A 13630-nucleotide genomic window follows, 5' to 3' on the forward strand; every position below is an offset into this window, starting at 1 on the left:
TGCCACTGGTGGCAGGATGTCAGCGAGAGCAGGATTACTGCCATGACCACCGCACTCGTCCTGTTCCTGCTGATCAGCGGCTTCGCAGCGCTGGTCCGTTACGCCCGCCACGACCGGTTCGCCGTCGGCTCGCGCACGGCCACCCTCTTCGGTGCGCCCGGCCGCGCCGCCCACGACCCTCGCCTCGTGCCGCACTGACGCCACCCGCGACGCCTCACCGACATACCGAGCCGCCGCACCGGAGCACGGGGCTCCGGGGCGGCGGCCGGGTACGGCTGCTGCGACGGTCGTCAGCTCGTCGGGAAGCTGTCCGCCGTCACGATGCGGCTACGGACGAACTGCCCGGACTGCGTGAGCTGCGACGTGCCGTAGTTCGAGCCGGAGCACGTCCCCGGCCGGAAGGCGGCGCTGCTCTCGTTCGCGTCGGAGTACGTCCAGTTCACGTGGCTGATCTTCAGCTGGTCGAGCAGGTCGAGCCACGCCGCGGAGCTGGCGAGGTCGACGGTGCCACCACCGGTCGCGCTGGTGGTGCCCCACTCGGAGACGAACAGCGGGATCCGGCCGGCCGCGTTCCGTACCTCGGTGCGATAGTTGTCGAGGTGCGACGCCGCGTAGAAGTGGAACGTGTACATGATGTTCGAGTGCGTGAGCGGGTTGGCCACGATCTCCGCGTGGGTGGACCCGTTGGAGACGCCCAGCGACGACCAGCCGCGCGTACCGACGAGGATGACCGCGTCGGGGTCCGCCGCCTTGATGACGGGGATGACCTGGTTGGCGTAGGTGCGGATCTGCTCCCACGTGACGCCGTTCGGCTCGTTCGCGATCTCGTAGATGACGTTCTTCTTGTTGGCGTTGCGCGTGGCCACGTTCTGGAAGAAGGTCTTCGCGTTCTCCACGTTCGCGTTCGGGTCGCCCGGCGTGAGGGTGTGGAAGTCGATGATCGCGTACATGCCGCGCTGCTCGGCCTGGTCGACGAGGCTGTTGACCCGCGACGTGTAGCCGGCCGGGTCGGTGACGTAGCCACCCTCGTTGACGTACATGGCGATGCGGAAGACGTCGGCCTTCCAGTCGTTGGCGAGCGTGTCGAGCGAGCTCGAGTTGTAGCAGCTGGGGAACCACTGGAGCCCGTGCGAGCTGATGCCGCGCAGCTGGATCGGCTTGCCGAACTGGTTGCAGAGGTTCACGCCGCAGACCTTGAGCTGCCCGTTGATGGCGGTCGGCGTGGAGCCCGTGGGGGGCGGGAGCGTGGGGCTGACGCTCGGCGAGGGGCTGACGCTCGGCGACGGGGAGACGCTCGGCGAGGGCGACACGCTCGGGCTGGGGCTCGTGGTCACGCCGCCCGTGCAGGCCACGCCGTTGAGCGTGAACGAACCGGGAACCGGGTTGCTGCCGCTCCACGAGGAGATGAAGCCGAACGTGGCCGTGCCGTTCGTGCCGAGAGAGCCGTTCCACGAGACGTTGGTCGCGCTGACCGCGGCGCCCGACTGGGTCACGGTGGCGTTCCACGCCTGGCTGATGGTCTGCCCGGACGCGGCCGTCCACTGGAGGCGCCACGAGGAGATGGACGAGCCCAGGTTCGTGACCGTGACGTCACCCTGGTAGCCACCCGACCACTGGTTGATCACGCGGTAGCTCACCGAGCAGCCCTCGGCTGCGGACGCTGACGTCGCTGCGCCGACGCCGACGGCGCCTGCGATGAGAAGGCTCGCCGCGGCAGCTAACGCTGCCAGGCGGGCACGTCGTCGTACCTGTGGCATGGGGAGACTCCGTTCAAGGAAGGTGAAGAGGGACGGCGTCAAGGTAGGACGCGCCGAGGACGCGCCCAAGCACTCGAATCGATTAGGCACCGGACGCCGGGGGCGCGGTCCGGGCGTCAGCCGACCGGGTCGGGGTCTTTCCTGGTGGTACCCGTCGGACTCTCCGCAGCGGGCTGCGGCCGTACCTGCCCCGCCACGGAGACGCTGAGCACCAGTGCGATCGCGATGACCATCAGGGCGTGACGGGCGCCGACGGCGTCGGCCAGCAGCCCGAGCATCGGCGGCGCGCTGATCAGGGCGACCGACATGAACGACGACGCCACCGACACCCGGGCCGCGGCACGCGCCGGGTCGTCGGAGGCGGCGGCCATCGCGATGGGGTTCGCCAGCGCGGACCCCATCCCCCACAGGACGATGCCGGGGAAGGCGAGCCACCAGGTCGGCGCGAGGCCGAAGACGGCGAGCCCGAGCAGGCCCGAGATCCCGGAGGCGCGCAGCACCGCGACGCGGCCGTACCGGTCGATGAGGTGCGTCCCGCCGAACCGGACCACGGTCATCGCGACGACGAAGGTCCCGTACGCGACGGCGCCGAGCGCCTCGCGCACGTGGAAGCCGTCCACGACGGCGATCGACAGCCACTGGCCCGCCGAACCCTCGGACAGCGCGCTGGCCAGGAGCACCAGCCCGATGAGGACGGTCCGCGGCTCGGCCCACGCCTGCAGCGCGGTCCGGAGCGGGGTGCGCCGCCTGCCCGGCGACGACCGGCTCGCCTCGTCGCCGCGGACCGGGGCGGGGGAGAGGACGGTCGCGGGAGACACGAGGACCAGGCGAACGACGGCCACGGTGACGGCGACGACGGCCATCTGGACGCCGACCGGCACCTGAGCGGCGGAGCACCCGGCCGAGACGAGCGCGCCCAGGGCGGCGCCGATGGAGAACGCCGCGTGGAAGTGGGGCAGGATCGCGCGCCCCACGTGCTGCTCGACCCGGGCGGCACTGATGTTGATCGGCGTGTACATCGACGCGCTGGTCAGGCCGTTGAGGAGCACGCCGACGACGAACAGCGGCGCGGACCCCGTCCCAGCGGCGGCGGCGATCACGCACTGCGCGACGCCGTTGCCGACGGCCCCGACGACGAGCGTCGCACGGCTGCCGTACCGGGTCACGACAGCGCCGGACACCAGGATCGACACCAGCGAGCCGGCCGCCCCCACCATGAGAAAGGCCCCGAGCTGCGCGGACGAGACGTCGAGGCTCGCACGGATCGAGGGGAGGCGGCTCAGCCAGCCCATCTGGGTCACGCCGTACAGCAGGAAGACCACCATGAGCGACCAGCGGGCGCGGGTCACGACGAGCTGGGGGACGGTCCCCGCGTCAGTCGACATGGAAGGACCGTATCCGCAGGCCGGGGACGCCGACGAGGCGTTTCACAGGCGGCCCTCGCGCGTCGTCGGCCCCGGATCGCCAGGGGCGGCGGAGCGCGCCCTGTCCCGTGCTCTACGCCGGGCCGAGGGCCGCCCTGACGGCTGCGGCGATCCGGTCGACGTCGCCGCGCTCGGCGGCCGGCAGCGGCGCGCCCACCGAGTCCCGGAGCGCCGCGGCCTCGTCCAGCAACGCCGTCGCCCTCTCATAGGCGCCCTCGGCCGCCGCCACCCCGGCCAGCCCTTCCTGGGCCAGGGCGACGGCACGCGAGTCGCCGGCGGCGCTGGCCGCGGCGAGGCCCTCCAGGTGCAGCCGCTCGGCGACCGTCAGGTCTCCGCGCTGCTCGGCGACGAAGCCGAGCTCGGCCAGGAGCAGCGTCACGCCGTAGTAGGGCGTGCCGTAGTCGGCCTCGAGCTCGCGGTTCCAGGCCAGCGACTGGCGGAAGAGCTGCTCCGCCGCGTCGAGGTCCCCGGCACGGCGGGCGGTGAGGCCGAGGCCTACCCGGGCGAACTCCTCGGCGAAGCGGTGCGACTGCTCCGCCGCCAGGGCCAGCGCGCGGGCGTGGAGGTCTCGCGACGCACTCAGGTCGCCGGTCAGCAGCGCCACCCGGCCGAGGGTGGACAGCCGGTAGGACACGTCGACCCACAGCCTCAGGTCCTCGGCCACCTGCAGCCCTTCGCGGGCCAGGCGCTCGGCCGACTCGTAGTCGCCGGTGATCTCGGCGAGGTAGGCGAGCACGTCCATGGCCTGCAGCCGTCCCCAGCCGTCACCCAGCTCGTCGAAGATCGCCAGGCTCTCCCGGCCTGATCGCTCGGTCAGGTCCAGATCGCCCTGGAACATCGCCTGCTTGGCGCGGCCGGCCAGCACCGCGGCCTCGCCCCAGCGGTCGCCTGCGGCGTGGAACGCCTCCAGCGCCTCCGTCAGCATCCCCTCCGCGGTGGCCGCGTCCCCGAAGGTCAGGAAGGCGAGCGCGAGGAACCACCGCGACCGGCCCTCGCCCGGGTCCAGGTCCCGCGCCGCGGCTCGGCCGCGCTCGACCAGGTCGTCGCCGTCTCCCGTCAGGAGCGCGAACCCGGCCGCCCATGCCCTCGTCGCCGACGTCGCCATCAGGGGAGACTCGGCGGTCGAGGCCGCCACCGCCGCGAGTGCGGTGTGACCCTCGCGGTACCGGCCCCGCAGGTACCAGTACCAGGTGAGGGCGGTGGTCAGCCGACCGGCGAGGTCAGGGTCGGCGGTGTGCCCGAGCGTCGCCCGCAGGTTGGGTGCCTCGGTGTCCAGCCGGTCCAGCCACCGGCGCTGGTCCGGGCCGTGCAGGTGGGGGCTCGTCCGTTCCGCCAGCTCCGTGTAGTAGAGGTCGCGACGCAGAAGGGCGGTGTCGTCGTCGGCGAGCCGTTCGAGGCAGTAGGCGGTGATCGACTCGAGCAGCCGGTAGCGAGCGCCCCCGGCGCCCCCGGCGCCCCCGGCGCCCCCGGCGCCCCCGGCGCCCCCGGCGGACCCGGCGGACCCGGCGCCCCCGCCGACCGACGACTCGACCATCGACCTGCTCACCAGCTCGTCCACGATCCCGGCCGTGTCGAGCCCGAGGTCCGCGCACACCTCCTCGGCCGCCTCCAGCGTGCAGCCGCCGGGGTGGACGGCCAGCCGGAGCAGGACCTGACGCTGCTCCCCGGTGAGCTGGTCCCAGCTCCAGTCGATCACCGCGCGCAGGGTCCGCTGGCGGGCCGGGCGGCCGCGGCCCGAGACGGCGAGCAGGTGGAAGCGGTCGTCCAGCCGGTCGGCGACCCCCTGCACGCCCAGCGCCCGCACACGGGCCGCCGCCAGCTCCAGCGCCAGCGGCAGGCCGTCGAGCCGCCGGCAGATCGCCGCGACCGCCGGGACGGTCGCCTCGTCCAGCACGAAGCCGGGTGCGGCGGCCGCAGCCCGGGCGGTGAAGAGCCGGACGGACGCGGCCGGCTCCGGGGCCGCGCCCGGCGTCGGGAGATCGAGCGGCAGCACGGGGTAGAGGGCCTCGCCCACGATCGCGAGCGACTCCCGGCTGGTCGCCATCACCCGCAGGCCGGGCGCGGCGCGGAGCAGCCGGTCGGCCAGCTCGACGACGGGCTCCATCAGGTGCTCGCAGTTGTCCAGCAGGAGAAGCGTCCGGCGTCCGCGCAGGGCGTCGGCGAGCCGCCGCGCCTGGTCCTGCGGCGGCCGGCCCGCCCCAGGGCCCGTCGCGGTCTCGTCGTGGATGTCCAGCACGGCGGCCACGACCTCGGCCACCGTCGCCGTCGTACCGGTGGTCCCGCCCAGCTCGACCAGCCACACCCCGTCCGGGAAGGCACCGGCGACGGCTTCGGCCACCGCAAGGGCCAGCCTGGTCTTCCCGACGCCACCCGGGCCGGTCAGGGTCACCAGGCGCGCCGTGCCGAGCAGGGCGGAGACCTCGGCCACCGCATCCTCGCGGCCGACCAGGTCGGTGAGCGGCGCGGGGAGGTTCGTGCGCACGAGCGCCGGAGGCGCCGGGGTGAGGGACGGTTCCTGCCGGAGCATCGCCCGGTGAAGCTCGGCGAGCGCCGGGCCGGGGTCGACGCCCAGCTCGTCCGACAGCCGGCGCCGCAGGTCGTCGTACCCGGCCAGGGCCTCGCTCTGTCGTCCGGCCCGGACGAGAGCGCGGAGGTGGACGGCGCGCAGGCGCTCGCGGAGGGGGTGCGCGGCCACGAGCTCGCCCAGCCCGTCCGCCACCGTGCCGTGCTCGCCGAGCTCGAGCCGGGCCTCCGCCCGGTCCTCCTCCGCGGTCAGGCGCTGCTCCTCCAGGCGGGCGGCCGCAGCGCGGATGAACTCCTCGTCGCGAAACTCGGCGTAGGCGGGGCCGCGCCACAGGGCCAGGGCGTCCGACAGCAGCGCGGCCCTGCGCCGGGGATCGACGGCGTCTCGGGCCGCGCCGAGCAGCTCGCCGAACCGGGTGGCGTCCACGTCGGTCGTGCGCAGCACGTAGCCGGGCGACTGGAAGGCCACCAGCTCGCGGGCGCCGGGCTCCACCTGCTCCAGCGCGCGGCGCAGCTGGGACACCTTGGTCTGCAGCGTGTTGACCGGGTTGCCGGGAGGGGCGTCGCCCCACAGGTCGTCGGCCAGGCGTTCGGCCGGCACGGGGCGCCCCTCGTGCACCAGGAGGTCGGCCAGCAGGGCTCGGACCTTCACCTCGGGAACACGCACGGGACGCCCGTCGACGTCCCACACGACCAAGGGGCCGAGCACGCCGAATCGCATCCGGTCACCGTACCCGCAGCGAACCCCCAGCCGATCGTGCGCGGCGCCGTCCAGGGTGATCCCACGAGCAGCGAGACCGACGAACCAAGGAGCACCCCATGACTTCGAACCGCGAGATCCACCTGGTCGCCCGACCCGTCGGCGTCCCGAGCCCGACCGACTTCGGGCTGGTCAGCACCACGCTGCCCGAGCTCGCCGACGGCCAGGTCCTGGTCCGCAACACCTGGATGTCGGTCGACCCCTACATGCGCCAGCGGATGGACGACGTCGCGTCCTACCTGCCGCCGTTCCGGCTCGGTGAGCCGATGGAGGGCGCCGCGATCGGCGACGTCGTCGCCTCGCGCTCGGCGAGCGTGCCGGTCGGCGCGACCGTCATCCACCTCCAGGGCTGGCGCGAGCACGCCGTCGTGGACGCCGCGACGGTCACCGTGGCCGACCTCGGACTCGCCCCCGCGGAGACCTGGCTGGGCGCGCTCGGCACCACGGGGCTGACCGCGTATGCGGCGCTGACCCACGTCGCGCCGGTGCGCGAAGGCGACATCGTGCTCGTCTCGGCGGCGGCAGGGGCCGCGGGCAGCGTCGCCGGACAGCTCGCGCGCAAGCTCGGCGCCTCCCGGGTGATCGGGTCCGCCGGCGGCACGCTCAAGACGAAGAAGCTCGTCGAAGACTTCGGGTACGACGCCGCCATCGACCACCGCGCCGGGTCGTTCGCCGAGCAGCTGGCCGAGACCGCGCCGGACGGCATCGACGTCTACGTCGACCACGTGGGCGGCGACCACCTGGTGGCCGCGATCGACGCCCTGCGCCCCGGAGGCAGGATCGCGATGGTCGGCGCGGTCAGCGCCCACGGCGCCACCGAGCCGGTTCCCGGCCCGAGCAACCTCTTCGCCCTGGCGGCCAAGGACGCCACCCTGCGCGGCATGCTGGTCACCTCCTACTTCCACCTGTTCCCCGAGTGGATCGGCAAGGCGGCCGGATGGCTGGCCGACGGCTCGCTGCACACCGAGGTGACGGTCGCACAGGGGATCGAGCAGGCGCCGTCGGCGTTCCTGGACATGATGCGCGGCGGCAACGTCGGCAAGATGCTGGTGAGGCTCTGACCATGTCGGCGACGATGACCACGGCCGAGCGCGAGGCGTTCCTCGCGGACACCCGGATCGGCGTGCTGAGCGTGGCCGGCGACGACGGGCGACCGCCGACGGCCGTGCCCCTCTGGTACAGCTACGAACCCGGTGGCGAGCTCAGGTTCGCCACCGGCGCGGACAGCGCCAAGATGCGCCTGATCCGGGCCGCCGGCCAGATCGGGTTCACCGTCCAGCAGGAGGCGATGCCGTACCGGTACGTCTCGCTGGAGGGGACCGTCGTCGGCTGGTCGGCGACCGACGCGGACGAGTACCGCACGTGGGCGATCCGCTACCTCGGCGAGGTGGAGGGCGAGCGGTTCTCCGACGCCATCGAGGGCTTCGTCCGGACGATGGTCACCGTACGGGTGAAGCCCGCGCGATGGCGGACCTACGACTTCGGGAGGGAGCTCGCCGGGATGTGACGCTGCCCTACCAGCGGCCGACGACGAAGGCGGCGCCCAGGACCGCCCATGCTGCCGCGGCCACCGCGACGGCGACGAGGAGACGCCCGCTGTTGCCCGGGAGCGTCTCGCCCGCCGCCGTCGCGGTTCCGGCTCGTCCCGTCTCCTGGCGGGACCGGAACCATCGATCCATCGCCCTGTGGCGGCGGCGGGCCAGACCGGCGAGCAGACCGCACGCAGCCAGCCCGACCAGGCCGGCCAGGAGGCCGATCGTCGGAAACGTGTCTGCCGTCAGGCGGAACGACGCCAAGGACGCGGCGGTCATCCCGAGCAGGGTGCGACGCCACGCGAGCTCGGTGCGCTCGGCCTGGAGCCCCGGGTCCGCGGGCGCACGCTCGCCTCCCGTCACGACAGGACCGAACCCAGCAGGGCGAGGACCGCGACGGCCGGGATCCCGACGACGAGGAACAGCGTGGGAAGCGAGGCAGGCAACGGGTCGCCCCGCCGCATGGCCCGCTCGTTCCGCGCCCAGCCCACCCACGCCGCCGGCGGGAGCGCGAACCCGAGGACCAGCAGCAGCACGACCGCTGACGTCCGGAGCCCGGAGTGCCCCGGCACCTGGAGCGCTTCGAGCGCGATGGCGCCCGCCACGAGCGCCAGCGACGTCCGCACCCAGGCCAGGAACGTGCGCTCGTTGGCCAGTGTGAACCGTGGGTCCGGCTCGCTGCCCTCCCGGTAGACCTGACGGGGAAACCGGCGGTCGGTCACAGCGCCTCCTCGAAGCTGTCGGCTGTGACCTCGCGGATCGGGTTGCCCTTGGCGACCGAGGTGAACGTCCCGGGGACTGTGGCCTGGTAGATCGACTGGTCGGCGTTGACCAGGGTCGTGGGCAGACCGGGCCACTCGTGGAGGAACATCGCGTACACGGTCTACACGGTCCACGTCGACGACGTCGTCCGGGGCGAGGCCACGATCGGCGACACCATCGAGGTCCGAAGGCTCGGGGGCGTCGCTCGGCGGGCGACTGTACGTCGAGGAGCGGGAGGCCGAGCTCACGCTCGACTCGCAGTACGGCGTCTGCGCCGGCCTGGGGGTCGAGGTTCTCGTCGCCCGCCGCCGACGGGCTGAGCGCGATGTCGATCGCGCGGACCTCGCTGCTCAGCGGTGTGCCGATCACGACGAGCGAGGAGTCGGCGACCAGCTCGTCGATCGACCGGTAGGTCACGTAGGACGAGGGGTAGACGACAGGTTCGCTGGTGGAGCACGCGGTCGTCGTCGCGGCGCCCGCGACGGCGACCGCGGGAACGCCGAGGCGTCGAAGCATGCGCATGTCCAGGTCTTCCCTCCAGCAGATCCGGTGACGAACCTCAGGAGAACATCATGACGGTCCTCCGGACGGATCACGCCTACGTCGTCGTCGAGATCTCCGCCGACCGACACTCCTCGGCAGATGGACACCCTGGAACCGGGCTGGCAGGCTGCCTCCGTGCATGCGGACCTTGGCGGAGTGACTCTTTCGTACGAGCTGCACGGGCCCGAGGACGCGCCCGTCCTCGTGCTCCTGCACGGCATGGGTGCCGCGAGCGACGGGTCGTCGTGGCGCCCGGTGATCCCCCTCCTCGCGGCGGACCACCGGCTCGTCGTCCCCGACCTGCGCGGCCACGGCGCCAGCGGCCGTCCCGGCACCTACCGGCTCGCCGAGATGGCCGACGACGTCGCGCGGCTGCTCGACCTGCTGGGCGTGGGGCGGGCGGTCGTCGTCGGGCACTCGATGGGCGGGATCGTGGCGATCGTGCTCGCCCAGGCGCGGCCGGACCTGGTCGGAGGGCTCGTCGTCGAGGACTCGCCACCTCCGCCGCCTGCCTCCGCGCCGCCCGTGGACGTCTCGCCGCCGTACCGTCCGGGCGGGCCCGAGGACTACGACCAGGACGTCAGGCCGGCCGTGCTGCGGGAGACCAGCCAGCACGATCCCGCCTGGGCGCGGCGCCTCGGGGAGATCACCGTCCCCGCGCTCGTGATCGGCGGCGGCCCCGGCGGGGTCGACCAGGAAGCCCTCTCCGCGCTCGCGGCCCGGTTCCCGGCCGGGACGATGACCACCATCGACGCGGGCCACACCGTCCACGGCGCGCGGCCCGCCGACTTCGTCGCCGTGCTGCGGGACTGGCTGACGGGATAGACCGATGGCGCGTGGGACCCGGCCGGGCCCCACGCGCCATCGGTACCTCAGGAAGTGGTGCTACCCGTTCAGGCCCGGCGGGGTGCGCGGGGACTTACCGGGGGTGGCGTCCGTGAGGCTCTCGAGAAGCGCGAAGTACGCGGGCTTCTTCTCGTACTCCTCGGTCATGATCGTCGCGTAGCCCTCCGGGAAGACTCCCGGGACCCAGGAGCGCGCGTCGTCGAAGCCCCAGACTGTGTAGCTCGTGCAGGACGCGACGTTGAGGCACGCCTCGAGCATCTTGTCGTACCGCTCCGCCTGCAGGGCGATCTGCTCGGCGTCCGGCTCCCCGTCCTCGCCGAGCGGCATGCGGACGTCGGCCTCGGTGACGGACACCTTCAGCCCGAGGTCCGCGAACCGCTCGAAGTTCTCCTGGATCGACTCGTCGAAGCCGTACTGGAGGCTCAGGTGACCCTGAGCACCGAAGCCGTGCAGCGGCGCGCCGTCGGCGAGCAGCTCCTGCGCCAGGGCGTAGTAGGCGTCGGTCTTGTTGTTGATGCCCTCGGCGTTGTAGTCGTTGAGGAAGAGCACCGCCTCGGGGTCCGCCTCGTGCGCCCACTTGAAGGCGTCACTGAGAAGGGCGACCGGGTCCTCGGCGCACGCCTTGAGGAAAGGGTTGGCCCCGGTGCGCAGGCGCACACCGCCGGCGTCCCAGTCGTCCTGGAAGATCTCGTTCGCCACGTCCCACTCGTAGATCTCGCCGGCATAGCGGCCGACGACGGTGCTGATGTGGTCCTCGAGGACGTCGCGCGCCTCGTCGCAGGTCCAGCCGGCGCTGGCGGTGGTGACCCACTGCGGGTTCTGGCTGTGCCAGAGCAGCGTGTGCCCACGGACCTCCTGGCCGTTGGCCTTCGCGAAGGCCATGACGGCGTCAGCCCCGGAGAAGTCGTAGACGTCGGGCTCCGGGTGGATCTCGGCCCACTTCATGTCGTTCTCGGGGGTCAGCGAGTTGAACTCCGTCGCAAGGATGCGCTGGAACTCGGTGGGGTTCTTGGGGTCGTAGCCGAGGAGGTCACGCTGACCCCACACGGCACTGCCGATCTTGAGGTCACGCGGCGCCTCGGAGCGCAGGTTCGGCTCCGGGGGGTCGGCCTGGGCTCCGGGCACCACCAGTGCAAGGGCAGTGATGGCCGACGCCGAGATGGCGGCCACCCGCCGCATGGTTGTGGGTTGGGACATCGTTGTTCCTCTCCGATCCGGTTCCACCACGTCAGACGAAACGGTGGAACTCATCCGTGCTTCGCCAGGTTAACGATATCGATAACGATTTCGCAAGGGGTCCGGGCCCGGCGGTGGCTTTCGTCCGGATACGGCTGCTACCGGTCGAGCATCGTGGAGAACGTGGCGCCGCCGTCGGTGGAGGCGTACACGGTGCCGTTGGCGGCGGCGTAGATCTCTGTCGCCGACTCGATGGTCAGCGCCTCGGGCTGCCCACCCAGGCTGCCCTGCTCGGTCCACTCGCCGGCCGGGTCCTGCGCCGTGTACACGACGCCGTCCGGGGTCACGCCGGCCAGGGCGCCGTCGTCGGCCCAGCTCACGAAGACCATCACCGGTGCCGACCCGATGATCTCGAACGTGGCTCCGCCGTCCGCGCTCCGGGTCAGGCCCTGCGACGTGGTGGCGACGAGGACGGCAGGATCGTCGGGGCTGACCGCGAAGTCCGCGATCTCCGCGCTGCTGGCTTCCTCCCAGGACCGCTTGTCGGCGCTGGTCAGCAGCTGGCCGGTCATCGAGTTCAGGCCGTACACGCGGTCGTGGCGGTAGTCGAGCGCGTGGAAGTCCGCCTCACCGCTCAGCGAGAGCGTCTCCCACGTCTCACCGCCGTCGGTGCTCTCGATGAGGCCGACCGAGCTCGGGCCACCCTGGCCCGCACCGGGATGTCCGCTGGCCAGGAAGTGGCCCGGTCCGGCGACGGTGAACCCCATATAGTCCTGCACGAGGTCGCCGACCAGCGTCGCGCTGCCGTCGTCGATCCGGAACAGGCCGTGGTGCGTCCCGGCGTACACGGTGCCGTCGCCGGGGTCGATGCCGATCCCGTGGATGTGCACCATCTCGGGGGCCGCTCCGCCGCCGGTGGGCGGATCGTCCTTCGTCATCAGGATCAGCAGCGCGGCCACCACGAGGCCGATCGTGAGCGTGGCGGCAACGGTCATCACCACAGAGCTTCGTCGAGTCACGGATGGACCTCTCGTTGGGGCTTCGTGAACTTTACCTACCGGAGTGCGGGCTCCGAGGCGGACGCCTCCCCGCTTCGGATCCCGACCTGGCAGGATGCCCGCCATGGACACCTCCAGGTGGCGCGTGCTTCCCGACGACGGCCCGCTGGTCGCCCCCGTCGCGTCCGGTGCCCTGGACGGGGAGACCGTCGCGGTCAAGGACCTCTTCGCCGTGGCCGGACAGCGGGTCGGAGCGGGAAACCCGGCCTGGCTCCACGCAGCGCGTGAGGAGCCCGAGCACTCGTGGGCGGTCGAGCGGCTGCTGGCGGCCGGTGCGGCCGTGCGCGGCATCGCGCAGACCGAGGAGTTCGCGTGGTCCCTGACCGGTGCGAACGCGCACTACGGCACGCCGCGGAACCCCTCGGCGCCCGGACGGATCAGCGGCGGCTCGAGCTCGGGCTCCGCGGCCGCCGTCGCCGCCGGTGAGGTATCGATCGGGCTCGGCACGGACACCTCCGGCTCGATCCGTGTCCCGGCGGCGTACCAAGGCTTGTGGAGCCTGCGTCCGACACACGGCGCGATACCGTCCGACGGCGTCCTGCCACTCGCCCCGTCGTTCGACACCGTCGGCTGGCTGACCCGCGATGCCGGACTGCTCGCCCGGGTCGGTGAGGTGCTGCTCCCGCCCGACACCGCGACGCCGTCGGGCACGCTCCTGGCCGACCGGACCTTGCTGGGGCTCGCGGAGCCCGACGTGCGCGACGCCGTCGTGCGGGCGGTGCACGGAGGCGGGCGGCCGCCGCGACACGTCGAGTGGGACCTCCCGGACGCCTGGGTGGATGCCTTGCGCATCGTGCAGGCCGCCGAAGCCTGGCAGGCTCACGGCGCCTGGATCGAAGGACGGTTCGACACGCTGGGACCCGCTGTGCGCGGCCGGTTCGAGCTCGCGCGAGCGGTCACGCCGGAGCAGGCTGAGGCCGCGCGGACCGTGGTCAGCCGAGCGCGAGCGGAGATCCGCGGCCGGCTCGGCGCTGACGTCCTGGTGCTGCCTTCGGCGTCGTCCGTGGCACCGGTCGCGGGTGATCCGTCGGCAGCGGAGGCGGTGCGCGCGGCGACCGTCGTGCTGTCCGCGACGGCGGTCCTGGGCGGGCTGCCCTCGGTATCGGTCCCGGTCCGTACCTCTGCCGGCCTGCCTGCAGGTGTCAGCCTCGTCGGGCCCGCCGGGTCGGACCGCGGGCTCCTGGCGTTCGCTGCCGACTTCGCGAGGCGCTCCGCGACCGTCGTCTCGCCGTAGCGAGGGCTTGGCCTG

The 13630-nt window shown here is 72.8% G+C and carries 13 protein-coding genes; 5 read left to right on the top strand and 8 right to left on the bottom strand.

Features of this window, described 5'->3' with window-relative positions; genetic code table 11:
* Positions 1-42: 42 nt before the first annotated feature.
* Positions 43-198: a hypothetical protein gene (locus D1350_RS23880; protein ID WP_164545266.1), complete on the top strand. Its 156-nt coding sequence runs from the start codon at positions 43-45 to the stop codon at positions 196-198.
* A 92-nt stretch (positions 199-290) separates the two neighbouring features.
* Here D1350_RS23880 and D1350_RS21325 read toward each other — a convergent pair whose 3' ends face one another.
* From D1350_RS21325 to D1350_RS21335, 3 genes are all read right to left on the bottom strand, one after another.
* Positions 291-1637, bottom strand: coding sequence for a cellulase family glycosylhydrolase (locus D1350_RS21325; protein WP_240644266.1), 1347 nt, complete (start codon positions 1635-1637; stop codon positions 291-293).
* Positions 1638-1873: 236 nt separating this feature from the next.
* The gene (locus tag D1350_RS21330) at positions 1874-3142 is read right to left on the bottom strand and encodes an MFS transporter (RefSeq protein WP_125778070.1); all 1269 of its coding nucleotides are present in this window, start codon (positions 3140-3142) and stop codon (positions 1874-1876) included.
* A 112-nt stretch (positions 3143-3254) separates the two neighbouring features.
* Positions 3255-6425 carry an AfsR/SARP family transcriptional regulator gene (locus D1350_RS21335; protein ID WP_125778071.1) on the bottom strand — a complete coding sequence of 1057 codons (3171 nt, stop codon included), beginning with the start codon at positions 6423-6425 and terminating at the stop codon, positions 3255-3257.
* 98 nt (positions 6426-6523) lie between these two features.
* Between D1350_RS21335 and D1350_RS21340 the strand changes: the two genes are divergently transcribed.
* Positions 6524-7525 carry an NADP-dependent oxidoreductase gene (locus D1350_RS21340; RefSeq protein ID WP_125778072.1) on the top strand — a complete coding sequence of 334 codons (1002 nt, stop codon included), beginning with the start codon at positions 6524-6526 and terminating at the stop codon, positions 7523-7525.
* A 2-nt stretch (positions 7526-7527) separates the two neighbouring features.
* Positions 7528-7971, top strand: coding sequence for a pyridoxamine 5'-phosphate oxidase family protein (locus D1350_RS21345; RefSeq protein ID WP_125778073.1), 444 nt, complete (start codon positions 7528-7530; stop codon positions 7969-7971).
* Between the two features lie 7 nt (positions 7972-7978).
* On the opposite strand, the gene D1350_RS21350 is transcribed toward D1350_RS21345, so the two are convergent.
* From D1350_RS21350 to D1350_RS23885, 3 genes are read right to left on the bottom strand one after another with little or no spacing between them, the layout of a single operon-like run.
* Complete coding sequence (locus D1350_RS21350) at positions 7979-8359, bottom strand: DUF202 domain-containing protein (protein ID WP_125778074.1); 381 nt, start codon at positions 8357-8359, stop codon at positions 7979-7981.
* Positions 8356-8718, bottom strand: a complete 363-nt coding sequence (locus D1350_RS21355) for a YidH family protein (RefSeq protein WP_125778075.1) — start codon at positions 8716-8718, stop codon at positions 8356-8358. The genes D1350_RS21350 and D1350_RS21355 overlap by 4 nt, the downstream gene beginning before the upstream one ends.
* Positions 8715-8867, bottom strand: a complete 153-nt coding sequence (locus D1350_RS23885) for a hypothetical protein (protein WP_164545267.1) — start codon at positions 8865-8867, stop codon at positions 8715-8717. Before D1350_RS23885 ends, D1350_RS21355 begins: the two co-directional genes overlap by 4 nt.
* A gap of 590 nt (positions 8868-9457) precedes the next feature.
* Between D1350_RS23885 and D1350_RS21360 the strand changes: the two genes are divergently transcribed.
* Positions 9458-10126, top strand: coding sequence for an alpha/beta fold hydrolase (locus D1350_RS21360; protein ID WP_164545268.1), 669 nt, complete (start codon positions 9458-9460; stop codon positions 10124-10126).
* A gap of 60 nt (positions 10127-10186) precedes the next feature.
* Here D1350_RS21360 and D1350_RS21365 read toward each other — a convergent pair whose 3' ends face one another.
* Together D1350_RS21365 and D1350_RS21370 are read right to left on the bottom strand one after the other, a co-directional pair.
* Positions 10187-11344 (bottom strand): endo-1,4-beta-xylanase, encoded by a 1158-nt coding sequence (locus D1350_RS21365; RefSeq protein ID WP_125778077.1) that lies wholly within the window; start codon positions 11342-11344, stop codon positions 10187-10189.
* A 137-nt stretch (positions 11345-11481) separates the two neighbouring features.
* Positions 11482-12318, bottom strand: coding sequence for a F510_1955 family glycosylhydrolase (locus D1350_RS21370; protein ID WP_125778078.1), 837 nt, complete (start codon positions 12316-12318; stop codon positions 11482-11484).
* Between the two features lie 127 nt (positions 12319-12445).
* On the opposite strand from D1350_RS21370, the gene D1350_RS21375 reads away from it, so the two are divergent.
* Entirely contained in the window at positions 12446-13615 is a 1170-nt protein-coding gene (locus tag D1350_RS21375; RefSeq protein WP_240644267.1) for an amidase family protein, read from the top strand.
* Positions 13616-13630: the final 15 nt, after the last annotated feature.

Origin of the sequence: Antribacter gilvus, from assembly GCF_003946865.1 — a bacterium.
GTDB lineage: Bacteria > Actinomycetota > Actinomycetes > Actinomycetales > Cellulomonadaceae > Antribacter > Antribacter gilvus.

Excerpts from the sequence above, each read along its gene's own strand:
- D1350_RS23880 (WP_164545266.1), top strand. The coding sequence starts at position 43 with ATGACCACCGCACTCGTCCTGTTCCTGCTGATCAGCGGCTTCGCAGCG.
- D1350_RS21330 (WP_125778070.1), bottom strand. The coding sequence starts at position 3,142 with ATGTCGACTGACGCGGGGACCGTCCCCCAGCTCGTCGTGACCCGCGCC.
- D1350_RS21335 (WP_125778071.1), bottom strand. The coding sequence starts at position 6,425 with ATGCGATTCGGCGTGCTCGGCCCCTTGGTCGTGTGGGACGTCGACGGG.
- D1350_RS21340 (WP_125778072.1), top strand. The coding sequence starts at position 6,524 with ATGACTTCGAACCGCGAGATCCACCTGGTCGCCCGACCCGTCGGCGTC.
- D1350_RS21345 (WP_125778073.1), top strand. The coding sequence starts at position 7,528 with ATGTCGGCGACGATGACCACGGCCGAGCGCGAGGCGTTCCTCGCGGAC.
- D1350_RS23885 (WP_164545267.1), bottom strand. The coding sequence starts at position 8,867 with ATGTTCCTCCACGAGTGGCCCGGTCTGCCCACGACCCTGGTCAACGCC.
- D1350_RS21365 (WP_125778077.1), bottom strand. The coding sequence starts at position 11,344 with ATGTCCCAACCCACAACCATGCGGCGGGTGGCCGCCATCTCGGCGTCG.
- D1350_RS21370 (WP_125778078.1), bottom strand. The coding sequence starts at position 12,318 with ATGACCGTTGCCGCCACGCTCACGATCGGCCTCGTGGTGGCCGCGCTG.
- D1350_RS21375 (WP_240644267.1), top strand. The coding sequence starts at position 12,446 with ATGGACACCTCCAGGTGGCGCGTGCTTCCCGACGACGGCCCGCTGGTC.